This window comes from Brachybacterium ginsengisoli, assembly GCF_002407065.1.
In the GTDB taxonomy this organism is placed as follows: domain Bacteria; phylum Actinomycetota; class Actinomycetes; order Actinomycetales; family Dermabacteraceae; genus Brachybacterium; species Brachybacterium ginsengisoli.
Genome location: NZ_CP023564.1, coordinates 3,386,636 through 3,412,313, shown reverse-complemented (window position 1 = coordinate 3,412,313; position 25,678 = coordinate 3,386,636). Strand labels below are relative to the sequence as shown.

Below are 25,678 nucleotides of genomic sequence, written 5' to 3'. Positions count from 1 at the left end.
GTGCCCTCGCCGCACCTCCTGAGCGCTCGGTGGGAGGTGAGCGCGGTCGCGGGTCTACCCTGGTCGGACCGCCTCTTCCTCTATGAGGCCCCCCGATCAGGAGCCCAGACATGACCTCCACCAGCCCCGCTCCGGTCCTCGTGCTCGTCCCCGGTGCCACCGGCGCCCCGGTCGATGGCGGGGCCCTGTTCCACCTGGCCGACGCGACCGTGCCGCAGCTGTCAGTCACCGACCTCGTCGCCACCCGCGGTGACGGCGTCTTCGAGACCATCGGCGCCTTCGACGGGGCGCCCGTCAACGTCGGCCCCCACCTCGCGCGGCTCGCCCGCAGCGCCGCCCAGATCGAGCTCCCCGTGCCCGACGTGCAGGTCATCGCCGAGGCCGTCGATGCCGCGATCGCCGCCCACGCCCCGGTCGCCGAGCTCAGCGTGCGCGTGATGCTCACCCGCGGCATCGAGGGCGACGGAGTCCCCACCTGCTGGATCCACGCCCGGGTCTCGGACGACTGGAGCCCGTACCGCAGCGGCATGAAGGTCGCCGTGCTGGACCGCGGCCTGCCCACCACCGCCGCCGAGACCAGCCCATGGCTGCTCCAGGGCGCGAAGACGCTCAGCTACGCCGTGAACATGGCCGCCGTGCGCGAGGCCAAGCGCCGCGGGGCGGCCGACGTGCTGTTCCGCGCGAGCGACGGCTACGTGCTCGAGGGGCCGACGTCCACGCTGCTGGTGCGCCGCGGCGACGAGTTCCTCACCACCCCGGTGAGCGCCGGCGTGCTGGCGGGCACGAGCGTCGCCTCCCTCTTCACCTGGCTGGAGAAGGAGGGCCTCCAGGGACGCGAGGAGCTGATGACGGTGGAGGACGTGGCCGGCTCCGACGGCGCCTGGCTGCTCTCCTCGACCCGGCTCGCCGCCCCGATCACACACCTCGACGACGCCGAGCTGCCGGTCGACCACGAGCTCACCGCCCGCTTCGAGAAGGTCCTCGCCGGCCAGGCCTGACCGTCCGGGGCGTGCGGCGCGCTCAGCAGAGGGCGAGGACCTGGCGGGCCAGGTCCACGTCGAGCACCGCGGTGTGGATCGCGCCGCTGCGCAGCACGCCGAGCACGCCGGGCGCCTTCTCGGCTCCGGCCGCGACGCCCACCACCTCGGGGATCCGCAGCAGCTCCGAGAAGGTCACCGCGAGCACGCGCTGATCCGTCGGCGCCCCCAGCGGCACCCCGTGGGTGTCGACGAAGCGCCCGCACACGTCGCCGACGGGCTGCTGGTCCTCGAAGGCGGTGCGCTCGGCGGCGCTGAGCCGCATCAGGTCCAGCACGTGCGCGGAGGAGTGCACGCCCAGCGAGCCGATGCCCACCAGGGCGAGCTCCACCCGGGCGGCCGCGGCGAGCACCTCGCCGATGCTCGACTCCCCGAGCAGCGTCGCGACCGCCGTCGCGCTCTCCAGGACGGCCGGGGCGTAGAGCGTGCGCGGCGTGGCGCCGATCCGGGAGGCGAGGACCCGCAGCACGGACTCGCCCGAGTCGAACTGATCCAGGGTGCTGTGCCCTCCCACCAGGGGCAGCACCTCGGGTGTGGGTCGGGGGCGCAGGGTCTCCAGCTCGGCGACCACGCGCTGGACCGTCTCGCCCCAGGAGATGCCCACGCTCCGCGCCGAGGTGAGCCGCTCGGTGAGCACGGCCGCGCCCTCCCGCGCCACCGACTCCATCGCCGGGGTGCGCGGAGCGGAGACCACATGCGCCTCACGCAGGGAGAAGGTGGTGCGCAGCGCGACCTCGAGCGCCTCGTCCCGCTGGGGCGGCCCGTCGGGGTCGTGGATCGTGATCTCGACGATGCCGCGGTCCCGCGCCTGGGCGAGGATGCGGGAGACGTTGGACCGGGAGAGGTCGAGCGCCTCGGCGACCTCGGTCTGGGAGCGGCCCTGCTCGTAGTACAGGCGCGCGGCCCGCACGACGACGGCGGTGTCACGAGGGGCGGGCATGGATGCTCCTGGGCAGGTTCCTGCCGGTCGCGGGGGCGCGAGCGGGCGTCAGCGCCCAGCGTACGCAGGCGGCGGGCCCGGGATGTCAGAATCGTGGGCGACCCCCGGGAGGAACCATGAGCACCGAACCGACACCGCCTGCCGATCCCCGCCCGCCGCTGCGGCTGAACGTGGTGGTCGCGCACCTGGACGCCTCCGACGACGGGGACGTGCTGCGCTCCCTCGCCGGGCGCCTGCTGGACCAGGGAGCAGTGACCGACGCCTTCCCCGCAGCCCTGCTCGCCCGGGAGCGCACGTATCCCACGGGGCTCCCCACCCCGGTCCCGACGGCGATCCCGCATGCGGATCCGCAGCACGTGCTGGTCCCGGGTCTCGCGCTCGCGACCCTGGCCCGGCCGGTCCCCTTCGGCGAGATGGGGTCGTCGGCGGGCACGGTCGAGGTGCGCCTGGTGGCGATGCCGCTGCTCACCGACGCCCGGGAGCACCTGGCCGCCCTGCAGCGCCTGATGGGGCTGCTCCGCGACGAGTCCGCGGTCGCGGACCTGCTCGCCGCCGAGGACGACGAGGATCTGCGCGGGCGTGCCGCGCGGCGCCTCGCGGAGGTCCTGCCGACGGGGGAGGGGCCGGAGCCCGTCGGCCGCGGCGACGACGCCCAGGGGGTCGAGGCATGAGGACGCCCCGCGTGGCCGTGAAGGCCCTCATCATCCGGGACCGCCAGGTCCTCATGAACCGGTACATCGACCCCGACGGCCGCGAGCTGTTCGAGCTGCCCGGCGGCGGCCAGGACCACGGGGAGGACCAGCCCTCCGCCCTGATCCGTGAGTGCCGCGAGGAGATCGGCGCCCTGGTCGAGGTGCACCAGATGGCGCTGCTGTTCGAGTTCATGGCCGACCGCAGCGTGCGCGACGGCACCCCGATCGACCCGTTCCACCAGGTCAACCTCGCCTACTGGTGCGGGCTCGCCGAGGGGGAGGAGCCCGGCGAGGGCACCGACCCCGATCCTCGCCAGGCCGGCACCGCCTGGCTGCCCCTGGACCGCCTTGCCGAGTTCGATGTGCAGCCGCCCGCCCTCGCCCGCTGGCTCGAGTCCGATCCCAGCGACCGGCCGCTCTCGTTGGGCGTGCAGCGCGCCTGACCGGGAGGGCCTGACCGGCCGCGCTCAGGCCTCCGCGCGGCGCGCGGAGAAGATCCCCAGGACCTCCCGGATCTCGGCGCGGCTGCGGTCGATCTCCGCCGCGCGCTGATCGAGCACCGCGAGCTGGGCGCGCAGGATCTGCTCGCGCTCCGCGTCCGTCATCGTGGGCCAGTCGCGCATCTGGGTGCGCATATCGAGCAGGGAGAACCCCGCTCCACGACCGGCGAGGATCAGCGCCACCCGCTGCCGGGCGCCCTCGGTGTAGTCGCGATACCCGTTGGGCGTACGCAGCACCTGCCCGGGGCTGAACATGTCCTGCTCCTCGTAGAAGCGCAGCGTGGACGGGGTGACCCCCGTGCGCCGCGCGAGCTCTCCGATCCGCATCGATGCTCCGTCCGTCCGTGGTCGTCGTGGTCGCAGCGGTCGTCGCGGGGCCTTGACCTTCCAGTGACTGGAGACTCTAGCGTTCCTCCCATCGTCCCGAACCACCGGAGGAACGCCCATGACCCACCTGCTCGCCCTCGTCGCCGTCGCGCTGTTCGCCGTGCGGATCCTGCTGTTCGCGCTGCTCCACGTGCGGCCGGGCGGGATCGACCCGGTGCGGGACACCGTCAGCGACTACGCCGCCTCCCGCGAACCGGGGACGCGTCGGATCGCGGGGATCGCGTCGTGGACGGCGTCGGCCGCCTGGGTGGCGCTCGGACTCGCGGCGCTGGCCGTGCCCGGTCCGGAGGGCACGGGAGTGGGCATCTGGCTGCTGGTGCTGGCCGGGGTGCTCGCCGTGATGCCGATGGTGCCGACCGACGGGCCCGACGCACCGGTCACCATGCGCGGCCGCGCCCACCTGCTGCTCGCGATCGCCTGGTTCACGATCGCGTACTCCACGATCGGGCCGCTCGGGGACCTGCTCGGCGACGGCTCCGGGGCCCGCGGCGGGCGGGGGCTCGCCGTCCCGTGGCTCTACGACGGCGTGCACACGCTGGCCGCGATCGCACTCGCCGCACTGGTGATCTCCCTCGTCGTGCGCGCTCTGCGCCGACGCACCTTCGGGCTCGCCGAGCGGGCGTTCATCCTGCTGGTCACCCTCGCCCCACTGCTCGCCGCGACCGGGCTCGCAGTGCGCTGACCAGGACGTCAAGGTGGCGGATCGGCTGGTCCCGGGCGGGGGAGAGCGCTATCTTGGCAGGGACCCCCGCCGCGCACGCCCGCGGTCCACGAGAGCAAGGAGCATCATGACCACCTCGCCCCGTCTCCCCTTCCGCGACGGACGTTCCATCCCGCAGCTCGGCTACGGCGTGTGGCAGGTCGAGAACGAGGTCGCGGCCGACGTCGTCGTCAAGGCCCTCGAGGCCGGCTACCGCCACGTCGACACCGCCCGCGGCTACAACAACGAGGCCGGGGTGGGCCAGGCGCTGAAGACCGCGGGCCTGGACCGCGACGAGGTCTTCGTGACCTCGAAGGTCCCCAACCAGGACCAGGGGTACGACGCGACCCTGGCCTCCTTCGACGCCACCATGAAGGACCTCGGGCTCGAGGAGCTCGACCTCTACCTGGTCCACTGGCCCGCGCCCTCGAAGGGCCTGGCCGTGGAGACCTGGAAGGCGCTCGTGGAGCTCCAGGAGCAGGGCCGGATCCGCTCGATCGGCACCTCGAACTTCCGCATCGAGGACCTCGAGAAGATCGAGGCCGAGACCGGTGTGCTGCCCGTGCTCAACCAGATCGAGCTGCACCCGTACTTCAACCAGCCCGAGCTGCGCGAGTTCCATGCGTCCAAGGGGATCGTCACCGAGTCCTGGTCGCCGCTGGGCCAGGGCGGCGGCGAGCTCGAGGACCCCGTGATCACCGAGATCGCCGCGGCGCATGACGCGAGCCCCGCGCAGGTGATGATCGCCTGGAACCTGGCGCTCGGCAACGTGGTGATCCCGAAGTCCGTCACGCCCGAGCGGATCGCCTCGAACCTCGCCTCCCTCGAGCTAACCCTCGCCGAGGACGAGGTGGCCCGGATCAGCGAGCTGCACCAGGGCGAGCCCGGCCGCCGCGGCGCGAACCCGAACGACTTCGCCGGGCACCAGGGGGCCTGACCCCCGAGGCCCGACCCCCCGGGCCCGACCCCCCGGGCCCGACCCCCCCCCGGGCTCGACCCCTCGGGCGGCCGGCGGGCGCCTGCACCGGTGATCGGCCCCGCGCCCGCCCGTCGGCCGAGCCCGCGCCCGCCGACGCGGCGGAGAGCCCGCCTGCCTGTCGCTCCGCGCCCGCTGGCCCGTCGGCGAGCCCGCCCCCGCGCACACCAGCCCGTCGGCGAGCCCGCGCTGGCGCACACCAGCCCGTCGGCGGGCTCGCCTTGGCGCAGAAGTGTCTGTTCACGACCGATGCGAGGGACCGCATAGGTCGTCAGGCGACAAAACTCGCGCGGTGGGGCGGTGTGAGGCGGGAGCAGGCTGCTGGGTGCGGGACGGCCTGCGCGGACTGCTCACCGGCGCCGTCGGCCCACCAGGCTCGCTTCGATCCAGAAATGTCCAGGCACGACCGATGTGGCGCTCCACATCGGTCGTGCCTGGACAAAACTTTGTGCTCGCTCACGGGGCGGGCCGGGCCGGCGAGGTGAGGCGCGGGCCGGGCCGGGCCGGCGAGGTGAGGCGCGGGGCGGGATGAGGCGCGGGTGGGGCGGGCCGGGCCGACCCCGTTGGTGGCGCCTTGTCCTCGCGCGCACCGCACATCGTCACAGATGTGACTTCTTGTCGTAACACTTGCGTGCAGGTGTGAGCGGGGGCACCATGATCTGCACGTGCACACCGGTGTGCGAAAAGTAGTCACGAAGGTGACGACCGGGAGATCGAGGCCGGTCCGTGCCCTCGCCGTCTCGAGCAGCGCCCTCCCCGAGGAGCGCTGCGTGGATCGAAGGAGATTCACCATGACCGTCCCCGCCCTCACGGGGCTCGACAGCCAGCTGCTCGCGGGAGGAACGATCCTCGCGGATCCCGCTCCCGCCGTCGGCGCCGACAACCCGGTGATGAAGGCCGTCACCTGGTTCGCCGAGCACTTCATCGGCCTGTTCCAGGCCGCCGCGGAGAGCTTCACCGGTCTCTTCACCGGGATCCTTCCGCTGCTGATCGTCCTGCTCACCGCGATGTACGCGGTCACCACCTGGATCGGCGAGGAGCGGGTCACCCGCGCCGTGCGCTGGTCCGGGAAGTACGCGCTCACCCGCTACACGGTGATGCCGATCCTCGCGGTCATCATGCTCACCAACCCGATGGCCTACACCTTCGGACGCTTCCTGCCCGAGCGCCAGAAGCCGGCGTTCTACGACTCGGCCGTCTCGTTCGTCCACCCGGTCACGAGCTTCTTCCCGCACGCCAACGCGGGGGAGATCTTCGTGTGGACCGGCGTCAGCGCGGGCGTGCTCGCGATCAACCCCGATGCCTACGCGAAGCTCGCCGTCATGTACTTCGTGGTGGGCATCGTGGTCATCCTGCTCCGCGGCATCGTCACCCAGTGGATCACCGAGGTGATGATCCGTCGCAGCCCCGACCGCGCGAAGTTCGACCAGTTCGACGAGGACTACGCGGCCGGCAGCATCCAGGGGGGCCTGCGATGAGCACCCACAGCGTCCATGTCCGTCGCGGTCGCGGCGGCTGGGGCGACGGGCTCACCCTGACCCCCACCGAGACCAAGGACGTCGTCCTGTCCGTCACGGGCGGCGGCATCCACCCCGTCGCCGCCCGCATCGCGGAGCTCACCGGAGCCACCGCCGTGGACGGCTTCAAGAACCACGTCGAGGACGACAAGGTGCTGGTCGCGGTCATCAACTGCGGCGGCACCGCCCGCATCGGCGTCTATCCCAAGAAGCGGATCCCCACCGTCGACGTCTACCCCGGGGAGCCCTCGGGCCCGCTGGCGCAGTTCATCACGGCGGACATCTTCGTCTCCGCGGTCGGCGCCGGCGACATCGAGCTCCTGGAGTCCGACGACGCTGCCACCGCCGCGGCCGCCACCACCGGCGCCGCCGCGACGGCCGGCACTGCGTCCGACGGACGCACGGCGGACGGATCCACGGCCGACGGCCGCACCGCCGTCGATCCCGCGGCCCTGCCCTCCAAGCAGGAGCGGATGGAGCAGACCGGGGCCGCGATGGCCGGCGGCGGCATGGGCGGGTTCACCGGAGTGGTGGTGAAGTTCGGCAGCGTCATCGGCTACCTCATCAACACCCTGCTCTCCTCGGGCCGCCAGGCGGTCCAGCTGTGCCTGCAGACGATCATCCCGTTCATGGCGTACGTGTCGCTGCTGATCGGCATCGTCACCTACACCGGGATCTCCGAGGGCATCGCCCACCTGGTCACGCCGCTGGTCGGCAACCCGCTCGGGCTGATCCTGCTGGGCGTCATCACCGCGATCCCGATCCTGTCCCCGATCCTCGGCCCCGGCGCCGCGATCGCCCAGGTCGTGGGCGTGCTGATGGGTACGCAGATCGCGGCCGGCAACCTGCCCGTCCAGTACGCGCTGCCCACCCTGTTCGCGATCAACGGCCAGGTGGGCTGCGACTTCATCCCCGTCGGCCTGTCCCTCGGGGAGGCGAAGCCGGAGACGGTCTCGGTGGGTGTGCCCGCCGTGCTCTTCTCCCGCCTGATCACCTCGCCGATCGCGGTGATCCTGGCGTACTTCGCCGGCTTCCTCGTCAACTGACCCGCCCGACACCCCACTCCACCCGCACCACCCCACCCGCACCACCCCACCCGCACCAGTCCCGACCCGCGACCCGCAAGGAGCACCCCGCTGTGAGCACCACCCTCTGGACCACCACCATCACCCGCATCGGCCCCGATGCCCAGGAGATGCTCGACGCCGGCGTGCTGATCCTGTTCGCCGAGCCGGTGCCGCCGGCCCTGGCCGACGTCTCCGTCGTCCACTCCCCGGACGGCGCACCGCAGCGGGAGATCCGGGTGGGGGACGTGTTCGAGGTCGCGGGTCGGGACTACCCCGTGGACGAGGTGGGGGAGAAGGCCACCGAGAACCTGGACGAGCTCGGCCATGTGGTCCTCTACGTCAACTCCGTGGACCAGAACCTGCTGCCGGGCGCGGTGCACGTGCGCGGCGAGGCCGTCCCGCCCGGCGTCGGCGACCGGATCGTCCTGCGCTCGGCCTGACCCCCACCTCCCCTCCCATCCTTCGAGGAGCACTCCATGGACCAGCTCGGATTCATCGCTCTGCTGATCGTCGCGATCGTCCTCTCCTTCGCGTTCAGCTATCAGCAGCACCGCGCCTACGTCGGCGCGATCCGCGACCTCGCGGACACCCACGACCGCAACGGCGTGGTCATCGTCTCCGGTCGTGGCAAGGGCTTCCTGCGCGGCTGCGTGGTGATCCTCGCCGTCGACTCCACCACCCGTCGCATCCTCGAGGCCCGCACCATGCAGGGCTCGACGGTGCTCGCGCGGTTCCACCGCGCCGGCTTCCTCGAGGGCGGCCTCCGCGGCGTCCTCGAGCGGGCCACCAGCAAGCACATGGTCACGGCGCTGGAGCAGGCCACCACCCAGTTCCGCGAGACCGCCAAGCCCACCCGATCCCTCCGTGCGCGCGCCGCCCGCACGGTCACCCCGGAAGGAACCCCGGCATGAGCTACACACAGCGTCTGGTCGAGCGCGAGGCCGCGCTCGGCCGCCCCGTCCGCGTCGGCATCGTCGGCGCCGGCCAGATGGGATCGGGCCTGGTCGCACAGGTGCACCGCGCCCGCGGGATGGAGGTCTCGGCCGTCGCCGACGTCGCGATCGACCGCGCCGAGGCCGCCCTGGCCGGGGCGGGCCGCACCGACGTGGAGCGCGCCACCAGCATCGAGCACGCCGCCGAGGTCATCGACTCCGGCCACGCCGCCGTGCTGGACGACGGCCTGCGCCTGGCCGAGCTGCCCCTGGACATCGTCGTCGAGGTCTCCGGGATCCCGGACGTGGCCGCGCAGGTGGCGATGTCGTGCGTGCTGGCCGGCATGGACGTCGCCCTCATGACCGTGGAGGCCGACGTCACCGTGGGCCTGCTCCTGGCCCGCACCGCGGCCTCCGGCAGCGCGGTGTACACGGTGTGCCGCGGCGACGAGCCCGTCGAGTGCCTCAAGCTCGTCGAGTACGCCGAGGACCTCGGGCTCGAGGTGGTCGTGGCGGGCAAGGGCAAGAACAACCCGATGCGCCCCACCGACGTCCCCGAGGACGTGGCCGAGGAGGCCGAGCGCAAGGGCATGAACCCCAAGATGCTCACCTCCTTCACCGACGGCACCAAGACCCAGATCGAGATGGCCGCGCTCGCCAACGCCACCGGCTACGCGATCGAGACCCCGGGCATGCACGGCGCCGCCGTGGATCTCGCGGGGCTCTCCGCCGCGATGCGGCCGGCCGCCGCGGGCGGGATCCTCACCGGGGAGGGGCCCGTGGTCGAGTACGTGACCGGTGACGTCGCCCCGGGCGTCTTCGTGGTGGTCCGCTCCGACAGCGACGTGGTCACCGAGGAGCTGCACTACCTGCGCCTGCCGGGCGAGGGGAACCACTTCCAGATCTACCGGCCCTTCCACCTCGCCTCCATCGAGGCGCCGCTCTCGATCGGCGAGGCCGTGCTGGACCGTCGGCCCTCCTTCGCCGCGACCGCCTGGACGGCCGACGTCGTCGCCGTGGCGAAGTCCGACCTCGCCGAGGGGACCGCCCTGGAGGGGATCGGCGGCCACCACGTGCACGGCACTGCGTACGACGCCGCCCAGGCCCGTGAGCAGGACCTGCTGCCGGTCGCCCTGGCCGCCACCTCGACCCTGGTCCGGGACGTCCCCGCCGGGCAGGCCCTGACCTACGCCGACGTGCTCCTGGACGAGTCGCGGCCGCTGGTGGCGATGCGCCGGATGCAGGACGCGATGCTCGCCCGCGGGGTGATCCGATGACCGCGCCCCGCACCACCACGGCGCCCGCGCCGGACGCCCTGCTGGAGGATCCGGAGGTCGCGGGCGAGGCGCTCGCGACGATGTGGCGGATCCGCCTGTTCGAGGAGGCGGTCGAGGACCTCTACGGACGCGGCATGATGCACGGGACCATGCACCTGTCCATCGGCATGGAGGCCGTGCCCACCGGGACCTGCCTGAACCTCGAGGAGGGCGACCAGATCACCTCCACTCACCGCGGCCACGGGCACTGCATCGCCCGCGGCGCCGAGCTGGGGCGGATGATGGCCGAGCTGCTGGCCAAGGACAACGGCTACTGCCGCGGTCGCGGAGGATCGATGCACATCGCCGACGTCGCCACCGGCAACCTCGGCGCCAACGGCATCGTCGCCGGCGGCGTGCCGATCGCGGCCGGCGCCGGGCTGACCAACCAGCTCACCGGCAACGGGAAGGTCGCCGTCTGCTTCCACGGTGACGGCGCCGTGGGCGAGGGAGCCTGGCACGAGGCCCTCACCCTCGCCTCCATGTGGAGCCTGCCGGTGGTGTTCGTCTGCGAGAACAACCAGTACGGCATGTCCATGTCCTCGCAGAAGGCCTTCAAGGTCGAGAACCTCGCGGTCAAGGCCGCAGGCTACGGCATCCCTGGCGAGAGCGTCGACGGCAACGACGTCCACGCCGTCGCCGAGGCGACCCGTCGGGCGATCGACCGGGCCCGGGCCGGGGAGGGGCCGAGCTTCGTCGAGGCCATCACCTACCGCTGGCGCGGGCACTCGAAGTCGGACAAGAACCGGTACCGCTCCAAGGAGGAGATCGCGCAGTGGAAGGAGAAGGACCCCATCGCGGCCTTCACCCACCGCCTGCTGGAGTCCGGGGTCCTCGACCAGAGCCGGCTCGACGAGATCCAGGCCGGGGCACGCACCGCGATCCGCGAGTCCGTCATCTTCGGCACCCAGGGCGAGGACCCGGACCCCGCCGCGCTGCTGGACGCCGTCTACGCTCCCTCGGCGGTGGACGCGACCGACACCCGCGATGCCGTCGGGGCCCTGACCGTCGGCGCCACCACCGATGATGCGGAGGCAGGACGATGACCACGAGGGAGATGACCTACTCCGAGGCCATCCGCGAGGCGATGGCCCAGGCCATGACCGCCGACGAGCGGGTCTTCCTGATGGGGGAGGACGTGGGCCTGTACGGCGGCGCCTTCGGCGTCGAGAACGACCTCATCGACCGCTTCGGTCCCGAGCGGGTGCGGGACACCACCATCTCCGAGCTGGGGCTCGTGGGGATGGGGGTGGGCGCCGCGATCACCGGCATGCGCCCCATCGTGGAGATCCAGTTCTCCGACTTCACGGCCCAGGCCATGGACCAGATCGCCAACCAGGCGGCGAAGCTCCACTTCATGGTGGGCGGGCAGGCGAACGTGCCGCTCGTGATCCGGGCGCCCGGCGGCTCGGGCACGGGCGCCGCCGCCCAGCACTCGCAGTCCCTCGAGGCCTGGTTCACGTGCATTCCGGGGCTGAAGGTCGTGATGCCCTCGACCGCGACCGACGCCGCCGAGCTGCTGCTCGCCGCGCTCGAGGACCCGAACCCGGTGATGGTGCTCGAGCACAAGCTGCTGTACAAGCAGACCTTTGAGGTGCCCGAGACCTTCGAGGTGGGCCGCCTGGGCGTGGGCAGGATCGAGCGCGAGGGCACCGACCTCACCATCGTCGCCACCGGCGTCGAGGTGCAGCGCTCCCTCGAGGCGGCCGATCGGCTGGCCGAGGAGGGGATCAGCGCCGAGGTCATCGACCCCCGCACGCTGAAGCCCCTGGACCTGCCGCTCATCGTGGACAGCGTGACCCGCACGGGCCGCGCCCTGCTGGTCCAGGAATCCGTGCGCTTCGGCGGCTTCATGGGCGAGATCTCCGCCTCGATCGTGGAGTCCAGCGCCTTCGGCCACCTGCAGGCCCCGGTGCGGCGCCTGTGCGGCCTCGACGTCCCCATCCCGTACAACCCCGAGCTCGAGAAGGCCGCGGTCCCGCAGGTGGACGACATCGTCCGCGAGGCCGCCGCGCTCGTGAAGGAGTGGTGAGCCATGGCCGAGATCCCGCTGACGATGCCCAAGATGTCCATGACCATGGAGGAGGGCACGATCACCGAGTGGCAGGTCGCCGAGGGCGACCAGATCGCCAAGGGCGACGTGGTCGCGGTGGTGATGACCGACAAGGTCGACATGGAGGTCGAGTCCCCGGCCGCCGGGGTGGTCGCGAAGCTGCTGCACGCCGAGGGCGACGTGGTCGCGGTCGGTGCCCACATCGCGCTGGTCGCCTCCGAGGAGGAGGACCTCCTCGGTGACCTCTTCGGCGGCGGTGCCGGGACGGCCGGAGAGAACGCCGACGCCGACGGCGAGAGCGCCACGGCGGATGAACCGGTCGCCGCGCCGAGCCGGGCGGCGACGGATTCCGCCGAGCCCGCCCCGGGGGCGGCGCTCGACGGCCCGATGCCGCCCGCCGTGCCGCTCGCCCGCAAGCTCGCCAGGGACCACGGGCTGGACCTGCGCGCCCTCACCGCGACCGGTCCCCACGGCACGGTGCGGGTCAAGGACGTCAAGCAGGCGATCGCCGAGACCGACGCCGCACGCGTCGACGTCGCCGAGCGGGGCGGTACTCAGGGGACCGGCGGGTCGACCGGCCCTGCGACGTGCTCCACGCCCGCGGCGCCCGCAGCGGGAGCGCTCGCCGCTCCCGTCGTCGACGCCTCCCCGGAGCAGCTGCTGGGCTCGGTGCGCGAGCGCCGCACCCGCCAGATGACCGCCGCGGCGATGGCCACCACCCCGCTGATCCCGCAGTTCACGGCGTTCCGGTCGATGGACCTCTCCACCGCCGCGCGCGCCCGCACCGGCGTGCTGAAGGGCGTCAGCTGGACCACCCTGCTGGTGCGCGCCTACGCCCTCCTGCTGCGCGGGAACGAGCAGCTCAACGGGTCCTGGGCCGAGGGCGGCGTGCGACGCAACCCCACGGTGGACGTGGTGCTCGCCGTGGACACCCCCGGCGGCCTGCTCGTGCCCGTGCTGCGCGAACCGGACCTCCAGAGCATCCGAGCGCTGGACGCCGAGGTGCGTCGGATCGGCGCCTCCGCCAAGGCCGGGACCGTGGACCCGTCCCTGTTCGGGCCGGCCACCGGCACCGTCTCCAACCTCGGCGGGATGGGCGTGGACCGGTTCAACGCCCTGATCACCCCGCCCCAGGCGACGGCGCTCAGCGTCGGCACCGTGGGCTTCGTCCCGGTGGTGGGGGAGGACGGCACCGTCACCGGACGGATGAGCTGCGAGCTCGGCCTGACCATCGACCACCGGGTGGCCGACGGCGCCGACGCCGCGCGAGCGCTCCAGGAGATCCAGGACATGCTCGACGAACCGTTGCGGCTGGCGCTGTGAGCGCTCAGAATCGACCGATCGGAGCGGGCCCGGGACTCGTCCCACCCTCGACACCCCAGGAGATCCCATGAAGAAGGTCCTCATCATCTGCGGCACCGGCGTCGCGACCTCCACCGTCGTCGCCGCCAAGGTCCGCGAGCACCTCGAGGCGGAGGGCATCGGTGCAAGCGTCGTCCAGGGCAAGGTGATGGACCTCGTCGGCGGCGAGGTCGACGCCGACCTCATCGTCGCCACCACCGAGGTCCCCGCCGCGGTCACGGTGCCCGTGATCCGGGCGCTGCCGCTGCTCACCGGCATCGGACAGGAGGCCACGCTCGACGAGATCGCACGGGCCCTGAGCTGACCCGTCGGCCGTCCTTCCCCTCCCTCCCCGCTCAAAGGAGAGCATCGTGGAGTCGTTCCTCGCCCCCATCTCGAGCTATCTCAACACCCTCGGACCGTCGGTGGTCCTGCCGGTCCTCATCACGCTGTTCGGCCTCCTGCTCGGACTGAAGCTCGGGAAGTCCTTCCGCGCTGGGGTCACGATCGGCATCGGCTTCATCGGCATCAACCTCGTGATCGGCCTGCTCGGCTCCCAGGTGGCCCCCGCGGCCACCGGGATGGCCGAGGGGCTCGGCGTCACCCTCGACGTGGTCGACGTGGGCTGGCCGTCTTCCGCCGCGATCGCCTTCGGATCCACGATCGGGGCGATGATCATCCCGCTCGGACTGGTGGTCAACGTGCTGCTCCTGCTGACCGGCCTCACCCGGACCTTCGACATCGATCTGTGGAACTACTGGCACAGCGCGATGATCGGCGCGCTCGTGGGCGCGGTCACCGGCAGCTTCCTGCTGGGGCTGCTGAGCGCCGCGGTGCACCTGGCGCTGATCCTCGCCATCGGCGACCTCACCGCGCCCATCGTGCAGAAGTACTTCCAGCTGCCGGAGATCTCGTTCCCGCACGGCACCTCGGCGCCCTACGGACTGCTCGCGATCCCGCTGAACCGGGTGTTCGACGCCATCCCCGGGCTGCGGAGCCTGGACGCCACGCCCGAGGCGATCCAGAAGCGCTTCGGGCTGTTCGGGGAGACGCTCATGATGGGCCTGGTGCTGGGGCTCCTCATCGGCATCCTCGGCTACGGCTTCGACGCTCCTGCCGAGGACTCCACCGCGATCCTCACCCTCGCGATCTCGCTGGCCGCGGCGATGTTCCTGCTGCCGCGGATGGTGGCGATCCTCATGGAGGGGCTGATGCCCATCTCGGAGGCCGCCCGCGCCTTCGTCCAGAAGCGGTTCCCGGGGCGCACCTTCTACATCGGCCTGGACTCCGCGGTCGCCGTGGGGCAGCCGTCGGTGATCGCGACCTCCCTGCTGCTGGTGCCCATCACCCTGCTCATCGCGGTGGTGCTCTCCCCGGCCGGCAACCGGGTGCTGCCCCTCGTGGACCTCGCGACCATCCCATTCATCGTGGCGGTGATGGTCCCGATCTTCCGTGGGAACATCGTGCGCTCCGTGATCGGCGGCGGCGTGCTCATCGGGGCCGGGCTGTTCATCGCCACCTGGATCGCTCCGGCCTTCACCCGCATCGCCGTGGACTCCGGCTTCGCCCTGGAGGACGGGCAGGCGACGATCTCCTCGCTGGTCGACGGGGCGAATCCGCTGACCGGCCTGTTCTTCGCCGCGGCGGAGCTGGGGCCCGTGGGCGTGCTGGTCACGGCCGTCCTCTGCCTGGCGGCAGTGGTCGCGGTCCGCGTGGTGATGACGCGGCGCGATCGCCGCGCCCTCGCAGGTGCGGAGGATGAGGCCGCCGCGGTCGAGCAGGGCGGAGCGGGCGCATGAGCGCGTCGGCCCCCGAGGGCGGCGCCGGGGCGACGGTCCTGCCCGGGGCCGCGATCGTCGGCCTCGAGGCGGAGGATGCCCCGACCGCCCTGCGCGCGCTCTCCGCCCGGCTGCTGGGGATCGGCGCGGTCACCGACTCCTTCGAGGCGGCGGTGCTGCAGCGCGAGGAGATGCACCCCACGGGCCTGCCCACCCTCGTGCCCGCGGCGATCCCGCACACCGATCCGGAGCATGTGATCACCCCGGGCTTCGCGATCGCGGTTCCGAAGGAGCCGGTGGTGTTCGGCGAGATCGGCTCCTCCGGGGAGCGCACCATCTGGGCGGAGCTGATCGTCATGCTCGTGCTCGCGGATGCCCACAGCCAGCTCGCGGCCCTGCAGAACCTGGTGGCGCGCCTCCAGGAACCGCAGGCGGTGCGGGACATGCTCGCCGCCACCGATGATGCGGATCTCGAGAGGCGGGCCCGGGACTGGCTCGCCGGGTGACGGGCGGGCCGGGCGGGGTCAGCTCGACGGCAGCAGGCGCCGGGCGAGGTGCTCGTCCAGCACCACCGTGTCCAGCACGCCGCTGCGCAGCACCCCGCTGACCCCCGGGGCCTTCTCCACCCCGAAGACCACCCCGATCACCTCGGGGATCGCGCGCAGCTCGTCGAAGGTCACGGCGAGCACGCGCTCGTCGGCGGGCGGGCCGACGGGGCGGCCGTCGGCGTCGACCATCCGGGCGCAGATGTCGCCCACGGGGCGCTGCTCCTCGACGAGGCGCTGCTCGGCGGCGGAGAGCTTCATCCGCTCCATGATGTGCACCGAGGAGTGGACGCCGGCCGACCCGATGCCCACCAGCGCCAGCTCGACCGTGGCGGCGGCCTCGAGCACCGAGGCGATGCTCGACTCGGTGCGCAGGCTCCGCACGGTCTCGGCGGATTCGAGCACCGCCGGGGCGTAGAGGGTGAGCGGCCGGGAGCCGAGCTTGGAGGCCAGGGCCCGCAGCACCGACTCCCCGGAGGCCAGTTGGTCGAGGGCGCTGAGCCCGCCCACGAGGGGCAGCAGCTCCGGCACCGGGTGCAGCTCCTGCTGGTCGAGGTGGTCGATGACGCTCTGCACCGCCTGCCCCCACGAGACGCCGACGCGGCTCACCCCGGGCAGGCGGTCGGAGAGGACCGCCGCGCCCTGCCGGGCGGTGACCTCGGCGGCGGACGACGGCGTCGCCGAGACGACGTGCACGTCCCGCAGGCCGTACTCCGCCCGGAGCCCCTGCTCGAGGGTGGCGACCCGCTGCGGCGGCCCGGAGGGGTCGTGGATGATGATCTCCACGATCCCGCGCTCCTTGGCCTGGGAGAGGATCCGGGAGACGTTCGAGCGCGACAGGTTCAGCTCGCTCGCCACCTGGGACTGCGAGAACCCCCTGTCGTAGTAGAGGCGCGCGACGCTCACGATCAGGCTGATGTCGCGAGCGGCGGGCATCGGGTCTCCTCGGAATGGGATCGTGGCCGCGGCGCGACCGCCGGGCAGGGATCCAGACTACGCAACGCCCCGGCCGGAGCGTGCGGTCGGAGCGTGCGGCCGGTGCGTGCGGTCGGAGCGTGCGGCCGGTGCGTGCGGTCGGAGCGTGCGGCCGGTGCGTACGGCCGTGCGCCGGGCCCGCGCTGGTGCAGAAATGTCCCGGAACGACCGATGCGAGGCTCCGCATCGGTCATTCCGGGACAGAACTCGCTGGGCGCCGGCGGGCGCCGGCCTCGGGGCCCGCCAGGCGCCGGGCCTCAGGCCTGGGTGGGCTCGAGGGTCGAGGCGAAGGGGTCGAAGTCGGCCGGGATCGGCTCGACCTCGTCGAAGCGCGAGTCGATCTGCACGATCTTGTCCTCGGCGATCGCGGTCTCGATCGCGACCATGATGTCCAGGACGTGCGCGGCGATCTCGCCCTGCGCGCGGTGGGGCACGCCGGCGCGGATCGCGCGGGCCATCTCCAGCACGCCCAGTCCGCGACCGGTGACGGGGCCCGTGGCGGGCACCGGGGTGGAGCTCTCGGCGCGGTAGGGGGTCAGGGCCGAGTCGCCGTCGAAGACGTTCGGGTCCGGGAACGCGAGGGTCGCCTCGGTGCCGTAGACCTCGACGAAGCCGGCGCGGGTGTTCGGGGAGTCGAAGCTCAGCAGCACGGTCGCGTTCTGGCCGGAGGCGAAGCGGAGCAGCGCCGCGACCTGCGTGGGCACGGTGACGTCGAAGACCTCGCCGGCCTTGGGGCCCGAGCCGATGGTCCGCTGCTCGCGGGCCTTGGAGCCCACGGCGCTCACGGAGACGACAGGGCCCAGCGCGAGCACGAGGGTGGTCGTGTAGTAGGGCGCGATGTCGTACAGCGGGCCCGCGCCCTCCTGGAAGAGGAAGGCGGGGTTCGGGTGCCAGGACTCCGGGCCGGGGGTCTGGAACAGGGTCAGCGCGCTGGCCGGGGTGCCGATCTCGCCGCTGCGCAGGGTGCGCAGCGCGGTCTGGATGCCGGCGCCGTACACGGTGTCGGGCGCGCCGCCCACCCGCACCCCGGCGGCCTCGGCCGCGGCGAGCAGGTCCTTCGCGTCGGCCGGGTCGGTCGTGATCGGCTTCTCGGTCCACACGTGCTTGCCGGCCGCGACGATGGCGCGGGAGACCTCGGCGTGGGCGGTGGGGATGGTCAGGTTGACCACGATCTCCACGTCGGGGTGGTCCAGCACGTCCTGGGCGGTGCCGGAGGCGGGGATGCCGTACTCGGCGGCCCGGGCGGCGGCGGCCTCGGGCAGGAGGTCGCCCACGATGTGCACCTCGAGGTCCGGGAAGGAGGTGAGGTGGGTGAGGTACTGGTCGGAGATGGTGCCGGCGCCGATGAGGCCGACGCCGACGCGTCCGGTGCGGGTCTGGGAGGTCATGGTGATGCCCTTCGTGGTGCGGTAGCTGAGGTCAGAGGGTGATGCGGCGGCGGATGCCGGGTCAGAGGACGGCGCGGAGGTGCTCGATCGAGGCGGCGATGCCCTCGAACATGTCACCGGCGTAGTCGTCGAACTCGATCACACCGTAGGCGACGCCGGAGGCGGCCTCCAGAGTGTCCACCAGAGGCATCGCGCCGGCGCCGAGCGGGAGCTGGGAGGAGGCGTCCTCGGTGAGGTCGCCGTCCTTGAGGTGGACCAGCTGGACGCGGTCGCCGAGGCGGCCCAGCAGGGTGGGGACGTCGGCCCCGCCGACGGCGGCCCAGTAGGTGTCGACCTCGAGGATCACCTGGGGGTCCAGGGCGTCGGCGAAGACCTCGAGCGCGCTGCGGCCCTCCAGCTGGGCGACGAGCTCGGCGGCGTGGTTGTGATAGCCCACGCGGATCCCCGCCTCGGCGGCGACCTCCGCCCGCTGGTTGAGGGTGTCGGCGAGGGCCCGCACCGTGCCCGCGTCCTTCCAGATCTCGGGGTCCGAGGACGGATCCACGAGGTACTGCACGCCGACGGCGCGTGCCGCGTCGAGCACGGCGGTGAAGTCGCCGTCCCCGAGGAAGGACTGGTGGGCGCTGGGGAAGTCGATCGGGAAGCTCTGGCGCGCACGCACCAGCTCGTCGCGGTGCTCCAGCAGGTTGAAGGGCTCGGCGTGGGTGAGGCCGAGGTCGACCAGGCGCCGCACGGTGCCCTGGACGTCGGTCGCGAGCGCTTCGCGCACGCTGTACATCTGGACGGAGATCTCCATCTGGTGCCTTTCGGGATCAGGCCGGGAGGTCGTTCTCCCGGAGCAGGAAAGCGCTGTTCCGGGAGTGATCATTTCACGGCGCCGGCGGTGAGGCCGGCGACGAAGTTCTTCTGCATCATCAGGAAGCCGACGACCACCGGGATCGACACCGCGATGGACGCGGCGAGGATCTGGTTCCAGTACACGTTGGTCTGCGTGGCGTACTGACGCAGGCCGACGGCGAGGGTGCGGGTCTCCTCGGTGGTCAGCACCGAGGCGAAGAGGACCTCGCCCCAGGCCGTCATGAACGCGTAGATCGCGACGGCCACGATGCCGGGCCGCGCCGCGGGCAGGATGATCCGCAGCAGGATGGTGAGGTTGCCGGCGCCGTCCACCTTGCCCGCCTGGTCCAGCTCCTGGGGGATGCCGTCGAAGTAGCCGGCGAGCATCCAGATCGAGAAGGGCAGGGAGAAGGTCAGGTAGGTGATGATCAGGCCGATCCTCGTGCCCACCAGCGGCACCCCGAAGGTGGTGTCGATGTTGACGAAGATCAGGTATAGCGGCAGCAGGAACAGCACGCCGGGGAACATCTGGGTGGACAGCACCGAGGTCATGAAGGCGTTGCGGCCCCGGAAGCGCCAGCGCGAGACGGCGTAGGCGGCGAAGATCGCCACCAGCACGCTGAACAGGGTCGCCACCGAGGTGACCACGAGCGAGTTCATGAAGTACCGCGCGAGCGGGACCGTCGACCACATCTCGATGAAGGGGGCGATGGTGATGCGGCTGGGCAGCCAGGTGAACCCGGCCTGCACGTCACCGAGGGGCTTGAAGCTCGTGGTGATCATGACGTACAGCGGCAGCAGCACGAACAGGCCGAGGCCGGTGATCACGACGACGCGGAAGATCTTCTCTCCGACGGTCTCACGCATGGGTGGACTCCTTCCTCCACTGGGTGAAGTACAGGTAGAGCATCGACACCAGCAGCAGGAACAGCAGCAGCAGGACGCTCATCGCGCTGCCCACGCCGAAGTCCCAGGACAGGAACGAGGCGTTGTAGATGTGGAAGCTGATGAGGTTGCCGGCAGGGGGCTGGGCGGTGCCGAACAGGATGTACGGGGTGTTGAAGTCGTTGAACACCCACAGGAACATGACCAGCAGCATCGTCTGGTTGACCGGGGCGAGCATCGGCAGGGTGACGGCGCGCCACTGGCGCAGCGGGGTCGCGCCGTCCATGGCGCTGGCCTCGTAGAGCTCGCCCGGGATCGACTGCAGCCCGGCCATGAACATGAGGAAGGCGAAGGGCCACATGCGCCATACCGCGACCACCACGACGGAGACGAAGGCGTTGTCGCCGATGAGCCAGAAGGGCGCCGCGTCGACCAGGCCGAGCTGGTCCACGAGGATGTGGTTGATGACGCCGGTGTCGCGCTGGAGCATGAAGTTCCAGGTGATCACCGCGGCGTACAGGGGCAGCGCATAGGGGATGAGGAACAGGGTGCGGAACACGCCGCGACCCCGGAAGGGACGCTGCAGGGCGACCGCGGCCGCCATGCCCAGGCCCCAGCTCAGCCCTACCACCAGGATCGTGAAGGCCACGGTGACCAGGAAGGAGTTCAGCAGCTCCTGGCCGATCGGGGTGTTGACGTCGACGGCGATCCGGTAGTTCTCCAGACCCGCGAAGGGCGCTTCGGTCCAGCGGCGGATGAAGAACTTCGTGAGTTCCACGAAGCTCATCCAGAAGCCGGTCACCATCGGGACGATGTGGATCAGCACCTCCAGCACCACGGCGGGCAGCAGGATCAGGTACGGGAACCAGGTGCGCTTCGTGCGGCGGGGCGTCGGAGGGGGTCCGGAGGTCGGCGCGGGGGCCGAGGTCCCGGAACGGGAGGTGAGGGTCATGGGGGTCCTTCGGAGGGGAGCGGATCGGAGCGGCCGACGGGGCGGGGACCGTGGTGGGTCCCCGCCCCTCGGCCGGCGGGCGCTCAGGCGCGGATGGAGTCCTGGGCCGTCTGCATCGCGGTGAGGACGTCCTCGCGGGTGACCTTCCCGCCGGTGGCGATGGTCGCGAACATCGAGTTCATCGCCTGGCCGACGGTGGTCTCGAACTGGTCCTCCCACGGCACCAGCGGGAGCGGGGCGGAGCGCTCGGAGTAGACCTCCATGAACATGTCCGCCTGCTCGGAGTCCTCGGTGAAGGTGGGCTCGCCGTCCACCAGCACGGGCAGCGAGGCGAAGGGCTTGCCGAGCTCGGCCTGGGTCTCCGGCGAGGTCATGAACTTCAGGAACGCCAGGGCGCCGTCGCGGTTGTCGGTGTCCGCCATGGCGGCCAGGTTGATGCCGGCCAGGTGCGAGGCGCAGTCGTCCACGGCGTCGGCCGGGGCGGGGAAGGGGATCGCCTTGAACTCCTCGGGCTTCATGCCCTGGGACTCGATGGTGGCGTTGGCGTTGTTCTGGTTGATGATCATCGCCGCCTGCTTGTTGGCGAAGGCGGTGACGGACTTGGTGCCGTTGTCGAACTGCGCATTGGAGGGATTGACGACCTTGTGCTCCTGCATGAGGTCCAGGTAGCGCAGGATCCCGTCGACCACGCCGTCCTCGGTGGAGGTGGGCTTGCCGTCCTCGCTGTTCAGGGCGGCGCCGTTCTGGGTGGCGTTGATGAAGGCGAAGTGGTTGTTCTCGGTGTACGAGCCCGCGGCGAGGGACATGCCGTACACGTCCTTGTCCGGATCGGTGAGCTTCTTCGCGGCCTCGACCATCTCCTCCCAGGTGGTGGGGGGCTCGATGCCGGCGTCCTCGAACATCTTCACGTTGTAGTACATCCCGTAGGCCAGGCCGTACAGCGGGATCGAGGTGGGGGCGGTGTCCACCGCGCCGCCGGTGGCGAGAGCCGCCTCGACGTAGCGATCGCGGCCGCCGAGCGCCTCGAACTCCGCATCGCCCAGCTCGAGCAGCCCGCCGGTGGCCTGCAGGCTCACGCCCCAGGTGTTGCCGATGTTGAGCACGTCCGGGCCCTGCCCGGAGGTGATCGCGGTCTGGATGCGGGTCTGGAGATCGGCCCAGCCGATGACCTCGAGGGACACCTCGATGCCGGACTCCTCGGTGAACTTCTTCAGGACGGGGGTGAGCACCTCCTTGTCGTTCTCGAGGCTGGTGCCCTGGTTGGAGGCCCAGTAGGTGAGCGAGTCGGGGGAGTCGTCGGACCCGCCGCCGCCCGAGCCGGAGCCGCAGGCGGCGAGGCCCGCGGCGGTCACGGCGGCGAGAGGGGCGGCGGACAGAAGGGTGCGTCGTCGCATCGGGGGGCTCCTTGGTGCGCCGTCTTCGATGAGCGGTCGCCGAGAGGGATCAACGAGGGGTTGCCGCTCGGGTCGTCGTGGACCCGGAGCGCACTACTTAATCGATTCGAAACTTAATCGATTCGGTGAGTATGGCGGGGGTGGGAGGGCGCTGTCAACGAGGGGAGGTCACGGAGCGGTCACGCCTGTCCGGGAGGCGTGACCGCCGTGCGGTCGCGCCGACGTCGGCCGCTCAGCGGCGGGCGGTCGAGGCCCGGTGCACGAGCGTCGCCGGGGTGTTCCCGCAGCTGCTGCCGCCCGGGACCCGCCCCTCGATCTTCTGCACCAGCAGGTCTCCGGCGGTGCGGCCCATGTCGAAGGGGCGACGGTTCAGGGCCGTGATCCCCGGTGCCGCGACCTCGGCGATGAGCGAGTCGTCCCAGCTCACCAGGCCCAGATCGCGGGGAACCTCCAGCCCTTCAGCGGCGGCCGCGCGCAGGGCTCCCAACGCGATCAGATCGCTCGAGGCGACGACCGCGGGGCGCGAGCTGAGATCGTGGTCGGCCTCCAGGAGGGCGCGGTAGCCGGAGTCGGCGGTGTAGGCGCCGGGGATGTGCTGATGGGGGATGCCGTGCTCCGCGCACAGCCGGCGCAGCAGGTCCAGGCGCCGCCGCTCGTGCGCGAACTGGACCGGACCCGTGAGCTGCAGGCAGCCGTCGTAGCCGGTGTCCACGATGTGCTCGACCACCGTGGCGGCGTCGTCGGGCTCCGCGGTCGTCACCTGCACGTAGTCCTCGGGGCCCTCATAGTGGCCGAGCACCGCGAAGTCCAGCGACACGGACTCCAGGACCGCCGGGCGGTGGTCGTCCTCGGCGATGTCCAGCAGCACCACCCCGTCCACGCGCCGCTGGTGGGCCCAGGTGCGGAACACCTCGATCTCGTCATCCGCGCCGCCGCGCACGAAGCGGATCAGCAGCTCATAGCTGTGGGCGCTGGTCGCCGACTCGATGCCCGCGGTGACGGCCGAGTAGAACGGCTCGCGGGAGAGCTCCTCCGGGTCGCGCACCAGCACCAGTCCGATGTTCCCGCTCCGGCCACGGCGCAGCGCCTGGGCCCCCGAGTGCGGGGTCCATCCCACCTCGCGCGCGTGCTCGAGCACCCGCTCCCGCGTCGCCGCGCTCACCCCGGGCTTGTCGTTGAGTGCGTAGCTCACCGTGGCAGGGGAGATCCCGAGGTCACGGGCGATCGTGGCGACGGTCGGGCGATGAGGTTTCCGCGGCATGGGGCGCTTCCGGGTCGGCGGCGGCGAGGCCGGGGCAGGGCGTGGACCGGCGCGGACGTCGCACAGGTGCGCGCCGCGGCCAGGTTGCGCACATGATAGGTCCCAGGACTGGACCGCCCGCCGTAGGGTCGGAGGATGACGCTTCCCACCGCGGCCGCCCCGGACCAGGTCTCCGTCTCGCACTGCCTGCTGGATGCGCAGGGACGGGTGCTCTCCGCGCACGGGGCAGATCGCCCGTACTACGCCGCGAGCACGATCAAGCTGCACGTCCTGCTGGCCGCGCTCGAGGCCGCCGAGGAGGGTCGGATCGACCTCGCCGCGTCGGTCCCGGCGACGCGCACCTTCCTCGGGGCCGACGGGGTGCCCTTCACCCTGGGCGGTGACCATCTCGACCCCACGCATCCGGCGGAGGGAGCCGGGATCGAGGTGGCGGAGCTGCTGCGGCGCATGATCGACCGCTCCAGCAACGAGGCCACCGACCACGTGATCGAGCTGGTGGGTCTCGACGCCGTCGCAGAGATGATCGCGCAGCTGGGACTGCGCTCCACGCGCGTCGAGCGGCTGATCGGCGACGCCTCCGCGCTCGCCGCCGGCGCGACCAACGAGACCGGCGCGGCGGATCTGGCCGCCACCCTGCTCGCCGCTGTGCGCGGCGCCGGGAGCGGGGACGCGGGGGAGGGTGCGACGGAGGGCGCGGCGCCCCTCGTGCCGGCGACGCCCCTCTTGCCGGCCTCGCGCACCCTGGCGCTCTCCGCGCTGCGCGCGCAGCAGATCCCGGTGATCGCGACCGCGCTGCGCCCCGGGGTCGACCACGGCTCGAAGTCCGGCTGGGTCGACGGCTACCGCCACGACGTCGCGTTCGTCGGCGACCCCGACGGGCCCGGCCTGCGCGTGCTCGCCGTGATGACGGCGGGCCTGGAGCCGTCGGCCGCCGACGCCCGCATCACGGGCCTCGTGCGGGACCTGCTGCCCGAGGTCAGCGTCTGAGGGCCACCCGGCGCGCGCCCGCGTACTCGCCGATCGGGTCGTACTCGGTCAGCGACATGATCTCCACGCTGCGGGAGGCGTTGGGGGCCTGCATGATGAGGTCGTCGCCCACGTACAGGGCGACGTGCCGGATCGAGTCGCCGCCCGGCTCGCTCGCGAAGAACACCAGGTCACCGGGCTGAAGGTCCTCCCGTTCCACCGGCTCGAGGTCGGAGTGGCGCATCTGGTCCCCGGCGTCGCGGTCGATCGTGATGCCGTGGTGGTGGAACAGCGTGTACGTGTAGCCGGAGCAGTCGAAGCCGTACGCGCTCACCCCGGCCCACAGGTAGCGCAGCCCCAGGAACCTCTCACCCGTGGCGATGATGTCCTCGGCGCTGGGCTGCGGCGGGGTCTCGCCCAGCTCGCGCACCACCACGTCGTCGACGGGCAGGTGCGCGGGGGCAGCCCCGGGGACGGCCACCCGCACGGAGCGGCCGGTGCGACCCAGCACCGGCAGGATCGTGTCGAAGGAGACGTCGATCCCGGGATGCGTGCCCGCGGGGGAGCCGCTGAGCGTGCTGGTCAGGGCCGTGACCGTGGCGGTCGGGGAGGAGGCGGCGAGGGCGGCGAACTCCGGGTCCGCCACGAGATGGATGCGCGGCACCCAGCCCGGGTAGCCGCGGGGGTCGCGCGGGGTGCCCTGGGCGGTGACCACGATGTGGGCCCAGTCGCCGGCGATCTCGTCGACGATCACCTCGCTGCCCAGCACCGCCTGCGACTCGAGCTCGCCGGTGAGCCAGCGCCTGGTCTCGGTGTCCTGCATGTTCGCGTTCCAGGCGTCGAGGTCCACAGGCGTGGTCAGCGAGGGGTCGTCGATGCCGGGCCGGGCGGTGTCCGGCTCGACCCACAGCGTGGTCGCGGTGACGGCGACGTGCGCGACGGCGCCGGGCTCGATGCCGGCACCTGCGGCGGGCGCGGTCCCGGTGCGGCCGACGTGCACGCCGGCGGGTGCAGCTGCCGCGGCCCCGCTGCCGCCATCGGCCAGGGCGGGAGCCAGCCCGCCGAGGCCCGCGACGGCGAGCCCGGCGGTGCCGGTCGCGGCCAGGCGCAGACCGTCCCGTCGGGACAGGCTGCGGGCGGCGCGGGGGAGACGGGGGTCAGGGCGGTGCGAGGTCATGCGAGCTCCTTCGTCGGGTCCCGCAGAGAGCGGGCCGGTGATCCTGGGCGGGCCGGCGGCCG

27 protein-coding genes are annotated in these 25,678 nt (G+C 72.2%); 17 read left to right on the top strand and 10 right to left on the bottom strand.

Going from position 1 to position 25,678, the window contains the following annotated elements:
- The first annotated feature begins 110 nt into the window (after window positions 1-110).
- Window positions 111-998 carry an aminotransferase class IV gene (locus CFK41_RS15335; RefSeq protein ID WP_096800457.1) on the top strand — a complete coding sequence of 296 codons (888 nt, stop codon included), beginning with the start codon at window positions 111-113 and terminating at the stop codon, window positions 996-998.
- Window positions 999-1,020: 22 nt separating this feature from the next.
- On the opposite strand, the gene CFK41_RS15330 is transcribed toward CFK41_RS15335, so the two are convergent.
- The gene (locus tag CFK41_RS15330) at window positions 1,021-1,977 is read right to left on the bottom strand and encodes a sugar-binding transcriptional regulator (RefSeq protein WP_096800456.1); all 957 of its coding nucleotides are present in this window, start codon (window positions 1,975-1,977) and stop codon (window positions 1,021-1,023) included.
- Between the two features lie 116 nt (window positions 1,978-2,093).
- On the opposite strand from CFK41_RS15330, the gene CFK41_RS15325 reads away from it, so the two are divergent.
- Together CFK41_RS15325 and CFK41_RS15320 are read left to right on the top strand one after the other, a co-directional pair.
- Window positions 2,094-2,648, top strand: a complete 555-nt coding sequence (locus CFK41_RS15325) for a PTS sugar transporter subunit IIA (RefSeq protein WP_096800455.1) — start codon at window positions 2,094-2,096, stop codon at window positions 2,646-2,648.
- A complete protein-coding gene (locus tag CFK41_RS15320; protein WP_096800454.1) occupies window positions 2,645-3,112 on the top strand; it encodes an NUDIX domain-containing protein in 468 nt (155 codons plus the stop codon). The genes CFK41_RS15325 and CFK41_RS15320 overlap by 4 nt, the downstream gene beginning before the upstream one ends.
- Before the next feature lie 24 nt (window positions 3,113-3,136).
- Here the strand turns inward: CFK41_RS15320 and CFK41_RS15315 are convergent, their stop codons facing one another.
- Window positions 3,137-3,496, bottom strand: a complete 360-nt coding sequence (locus tag CFK41_RS15315) for a MerR family transcriptional regulator (protein ID WP_169928840.1) — start codon at window positions 3,494-3,496, stop codon at window positions 3,137-3,139.
- Between the two features lie 118 nt (window positions 3,497-3,614).
- On the opposite strand from CFK41_RS15315, the gene CFK41_RS15310 reads away from it, so the two are divergent.
- From CFK41_RS15310 to CFK41_RS15250, 13 genes are all read left to right on the top strand, one after another.
- Complete coding sequence (locus tag CFK41_RS15310; protein ID WP_096800452.1) at window positions 3,615-4,238, top strand: DUF998 domain-containing protein; 624 nt, start codon at window positions 3,615-3,617, stop codon at window positions 4,236-4,238.
- 106 nt (window positions 4,239-4,344) lie between these two features.
- Window positions 4,345-5,193, top strand: coding sequence for an aldo/keto reductase (locus tag CFK41_RS15305; protein ID WP_096800451.1), 849 nt, complete (start codon window positions 4,345-4,347; stop codon window positions 5,191-5,193).
- Between the two features lie 830 nt (window positions 5,194-6,023).
- On the top strand, window positions 6,024-6,710 hold the full coding sequence (srlA, locus tag CFK41_RS15300; protein WP_227873111.1) for a PTS glucitol/sorbitol transporter subunit IIC: 687 nt from the start codon (window positions 6,024-6,026) through the stop codon (window positions 6,708-6,710).
- On the top strand, window positions 6,707-7,795 hold the full coding sequence (gene srlE / locus CFK41_RS15295) for a PTS glucitol/sorbitol transporter subunit IIB (protein ID WP_096800450.1): 1,089 nt from the start codon (window positions 6,707-6,709) through the stop codon (window positions 7,793-7,795). The genes srlA and srlE overlap by 4 nt, the downstream gene beginning before the upstream one ends.
- A 92-nt stretch (window positions 7,796-7,887) precedes the next feature.
- Window positions 7,888-8,256, top strand: a complete 369-nt coding sequence (locus CFK41_RS15290; RefSeq protein WP_227873110.1) for a PTS glucitol/sorbitol transporter subunit IIA — start codon at window positions 7,888-7,890, stop codon at window positions 8,254-8,256.
- A 36-nt stretch (window positions 8,257-8,292) separates the two neighbouring features.
- Entirely contained in the window at window positions 8,293-8,727 is a 435-nt protein-coding gene (locus tag CFK41_RS15285; protein WP_096800449.1) for a transcriptional regulator GutM, read from the top strand.
- A complete protein-coding gene (locus CFK41_RS15280; RefSeq protein WP_096800448.1) occupies window positions 8,724-10,025 on the top strand; it encodes an NAD(P)H-dependent oxidoreductase in 1,302 nt (433 codons plus the stop codon). Before CFK41_RS15285 ends, CFK41_RS15280 begins: the two co-directional genes overlap by 4 nt.
- Window positions 10,022-11,110: a thiamine pyrophosphate-dependent dehydrogenase E1 component subunit alpha gene (locus CFK41_RS15275; RefSeq protein WP_096800447.1), complete on the top strand. Its 1,089-nt coding sequence runs from the start codon at window positions 10,022-10,024 to the stop codon at window positions 11,108-11,110. Before CFK41_RS15280 ends, CFK41_RS15275 begins: the two co-directional genes overlap by 4 nt.
- The gene (locus CFK41_RS15270; protein ID WP_096800446.1) at window positions 11,107-12,096 is read left to right on the top strand and encodes an alpha-ketoacid dehydrogenase subunit beta; all 990 of its coding nucleotides are present in this window, start codon (window positions 11,107-11,109) and stop codon (window positions 12,094-12,096) included. Before CFK41_RS15275 ends, CFK41_RS15270 begins: the two co-directional genes overlap by 4 nt.
- Window positions 12,097-12,099: 3 nt before the next feature.
- Window positions 12,100-13,440 (top strand): dihydrolipoamide acetyltransferase family protein, encoded by a 1,341-nt coding sequence (locus CFK41_RS15265; RefSeq protein WP_096800445.1) that lies wholly within the window; start codon window positions 12,100-12,102, stop codon window positions 13,438-13,440.
- A 67-nt stretch (window positions 13,441-13,507) separates the two neighbouring features.
- Window positions 13,508-13,783 (top strand): PTS sugar transporter subunit IIB, encoded by a 276-nt coding sequence (locus CFK41_RS15260; protein ID WP_096800444.1) that lies wholly within the window; start codon window positions 13,508-13,510, stop codon window positions 13,781-13,783.
- Between the two features lie 46 nt (window positions 13,784-13,829).
- Window positions 13,830-15,257 carry a PTS galactitol transporter subunit IIC gene (locus CFK41_RS15255; RefSeq protein ID WP_096800443.1) on the top strand — a complete coding sequence of 476 codons (1,428 nt, stop codon included), beginning with the start codon at window positions 13,830-13,832 and terminating at the stop codon, window positions 15,255-15,257.
- Window positions 15,254-15,742 (top strand): PTS sugar transporter subunit IIA, encoded by a 489-nt coding sequence (locus CFK41_RS15250; RefSeq protein ID WP_096800442.1) that lies wholly within the window; start codon window positions 15,254-15,256, stop codon window positions 15,740-15,742. The genes CFK41_RS15255 and CFK41_RS15250 overlap by 4 nt, the downstream gene beginning before the upstream one ends.
- A gap of 18 nt (window positions 15,743-15,760) precedes the next feature.
- Here the strand turns inward: CFK41_RS15250 and CFK41_RS15245 are convergent, their stop codons facing one another.
- From CFK41_RS15245 to CFK41_RS15215, 7 genes are all read right to left on the bottom strand, one after another.
- Window positions 15,761-16,717 carry a sugar-binding transcriptional regulator gene (locus tag CFK41_RS15245; protein WP_096800441.1) on the bottom strand — a complete coding sequence of 319 codons (957 nt, stop codon included), beginning with the start codon at window positions 16,715-16,717 and terminating at the stop codon, window positions 15,761-15,763.
- Between the two features lie 296 nt (window positions 16,718-17,013).
- On the bottom strand, window positions 17,014-18,144 hold the full coding sequence (locus tag CFK41_RS15240; RefSeq protein ID WP_096800440.1) for a Gfo/Idh/MocA family protein: 1,131 nt from the start codon (window positions 18,142-18,144) through the stop codon (window positions 17,014-17,016).
- Window positions 18,145-18,205: 61 nt separating this feature from the next.
- Entirely contained in the window at window positions 18,206-18,940 is a 735-nt protein-coding gene (locus CFK41_RS15235; RefSeq protein ID WP_096800439.1) for a sugar phosphate isomerase/epimerase family protein, read from the bottom strand.
- 68 nt (window positions 18,941-19,008) lie between these two features.
- Entirely contained in the window at window positions 19,009-19,848 is an 840-nt protein-coding gene (locus CFK41_RS15230) for a carbohydrate ABC transporter permease (protein WP_096800438.1), read from the bottom strand.
- On the bottom strand, window positions 19,841-20,818 hold the full coding sequence (locus CFK41_RS15225) for a carbohydrate ABC transporter permease (RefSeq protein ID WP_096800437.1): 978 nt from the start codon (window positions 20,816-20,818) through the stop codon (window positions 19,841-19,843). Before CFK41_RS15225 ends, CFK41_RS15230 begins: the two co-directional genes overlap by 8 nt.
- A gap of 83 nt (window positions 20,819-20,901) precedes the next feature.
- Window positions 20,902-22,212, bottom strand: a complete 1,311-nt coding sequence (locus CFK41_RS15220; protein WP_096800436.1) for an ABC transporter substrate-binding protein — start codon at window positions 22,210-22,212, stop codon at window positions 20,902-20,904.
- A gap of 232 nt (window positions 22,213-22,444) precedes the next feature.
- Window positions 22,445-23,473: a LacI family DNA-binding transcriptional regulator gene (locus CFK41_RS15215; protein WP_096800435.1), complete on the bottom strand. Its 1,029-nt coding sequence runs from the start codon at window positions 23,471-23,473 to the stop codon at window positions 22,445-22,447.
- Window positions 23,474-23,608: 135 nt separating this feature from the next.
- On the opposite strand from CFK41_RS15215, the gene CFK41_RS15210 reads away from it, so the two are divergent.
- The gene (locus CFK41_RS15210; protein ID WP_096800434.1) at window positions 23,609-24,460 is read left to right on the top strand and encodes a serine hydrolase; all 852 of its coding nucleotides are present in this window, start codon (window positions 23,609-23,611) and stop codon (window positions 24,458-24,460) included.
- On the opposite strand, the gene CFK41_RS17795 is transcribed toward CFK41_RS15210, so the two are convergent.
- Window positions 24,450-25,616, bottom strand: coding sequence for a C40 family peptidase (locus CFK41_RS17795; RefSeq protein WP_151904778.1), 1,167 nt, complete (start codon window positions 25,614-25,616; stop codon window positions 24,450-24,452). The genes CFK41_RS15210 and CFK41_RS17795 overlap by 11 nt on opposite strands.
- Window positions 25,617-25,678 lie beyond the last annotated feature (62 nt).

Excerpts from the sequence above, each read along its gene's own strand:
- CFK41_RS15250 (WP_096800442.1), top strand. The coding sequence starts at position 15,254 with ATGAGCGCGTCGGCCCCCGAGGGCGGCGCCGGGGCGACGGTCCTGCCC.
- CFK41_RS15245 (WP_096800441.1), bottom strand. The coding sequence starts at position 16,717 with ATGCCCGCCGCTCGCGACATCAGCCTGATCGTGAGCGTCGCGCGCCTC.
- CFK41_RS15320 (WP_096800454.1), top strand. The coding sequence starts at position 2,645 with ATGAGGACGCCCCGCGTGGCCGTGAAGGCCCTCATCATCCGGGACCGC.
- CFK41_RS17795 (WP_151904778.1), bottom strand. The coding sequence starts at position 25,616 with ATGACCTCGCACCGCCCTGACCCCCGTCTCCCCCGCGCCGCCCGCAGC.
- CFK41_RS15285 (WP_096800449.1), top strand. The coding sequence starts at position 8,293 with ATGGACCAGCTCGGATTCATCGCTCTGCTGATCGTCGCGATCGTCCTC.
- CFK41_RS15270 (WP_096800446.1), top strand. The coding sequence starts at position 11,107 with ATGACCACGAGGGAGATGACCTACTCCGAGGCCATCCGCGAGGCGATG.
- CFK41_RS15225 (WP_096800437.1), bottom strand. The coding sequence starts at position 20,818 with ATGACCCTCACCTCCCGTTCCGGGACCTCGGCCCCCGCGCCGACCTCC.
- CFK41_RS15215 (WP_096800435.1), bottom strand. The coding sequence starts at position 23,473 with ATGCCGCGGAAACCTCATCGCCCGACCGTCGCCACGATCGCCCGTGAC.
- CFK41_RS15230 (WP_096800438.1), bottom strand. The coding sequence starts at position 19,848 with ATGCGTGAGACCGTCGGAGAGAAGATCTTCCGCGTCGTCGTGATCACC.
- CFK41_RS15220 (WP_096800436.1), bottom strand. The coding sequence starts at position 22,212 with ATGCGACGACGCACCCTTCTGTCCGCCGCCCCTCTCGCCGCCGTGACC.
- CFK41_RS15310 (WP_096800452.1), top strand. The coding sequence starts at position 3,615 with ATGACCCACCTGCTCGCCCTCGTCGCCGTCGCGCTGTTCGCCGTGCGG.
- srlE (WP_096800450.1), top strand. The coding sequence starts at position 6,707 with ATGAGCACCCACAGCGTCCATGTCCGTCGCGGTCGCGGCGGCTGGGGC.
- srlA (WP_227873111.1), top strand. The coding sequence starts at position 6,024 with ATGACCGTCCCCGCCCTCACGGGGCTCGACAGCCAGCTGCTCGCGGGA.
- CFK41_RS15210 (WP_096800434.1), top strand. The coding sequence starts at position 23,609 with ATGACGCTTCCCACCGCGGCCGCCCCGGACCAGGTCTCCGTCTCGCAC.
- CFK41_RS15315 (WP_169928840.1), bottom strand. The coding sequence starts at position 3,496 with ATGCGGATCGGAGAGCTCGCGCGGCGCACGGGGGTCACCCCGTCCACG.
- CFK41_RS15305 (WP_096800451.1), top strand. The coding sequence starts at position 4,345 with ATGACCACCTCGCCCCGTCTCCCCTTCCGCGACGGACGTTCCATCCCG.
- CFK41_RS15280 (WP_096800448.1), top strand. The coding sequence starts at position 8,724 with ATGAGCTACACACAGCGTCTGGTCGAGCGCGAGGCCGCGCTCGGCCGC.
- CFK41_RS15325 (WP_096800455.1), top strand. The coding sequence starts at position 2,094 with ATGAGCACCGAACCGACACCGCCTGCCGATCCCCGCCCGCCGCTGCGG.
- CFK41_RS15335 (WP_096800457.1), top strand. The coding sequence starts at position 111 with ATGACCTCCACCAGCCCCGCTCCGGTCCTCGTGCTCGTCCCCGGTGCC.
- CFK41_RS15330 (WP_096800456.1), bottom strand. The coding sequence starts at position 1,977 with ATGCCCGCCCCTCGTGACACCGCCGTCGTCGTGCGGGCCGCGCGCCTG.
- CFK41_RS15265 (WP_096800445.1), top strand. The coding sequence starts at position 12,100 with ATGGCCGAGATCCCGCTGACGATGCCCAAGATGTCCATGACCATGGAG.
- CFK41_RS15275 (WP_096800447.1), top strand. The coding sequence starts at position 10,022 with ATGACCGCGCCCCGCACCACCACGGCGCCCGCGCCGGACGCCCTGCTG.
- CFK41_RS15240 (WP_096800440.1), bottom strand. The coding sequence starts at position 18,144 with ATGACCTCCCAGACCCGCACCGGACGCGTCGGCGTCGGCCTCATCGGC.
- CFK41_RS15235 (WP_096800439.1), bottom strand. The coding sequence starts at position 18,940 with ATGGAGATCTCCGTCCAGATGTACAGCGTGCGCGAAGCGCTCGCGACC.
- CFK41_RS15260 (WP_096800444.1), top strand. The coding sequence starts at position 13,508 with ATGAAGAAGGTCCTCATCATCTGCGGCACCGGCGTCGCGACCTCCACC.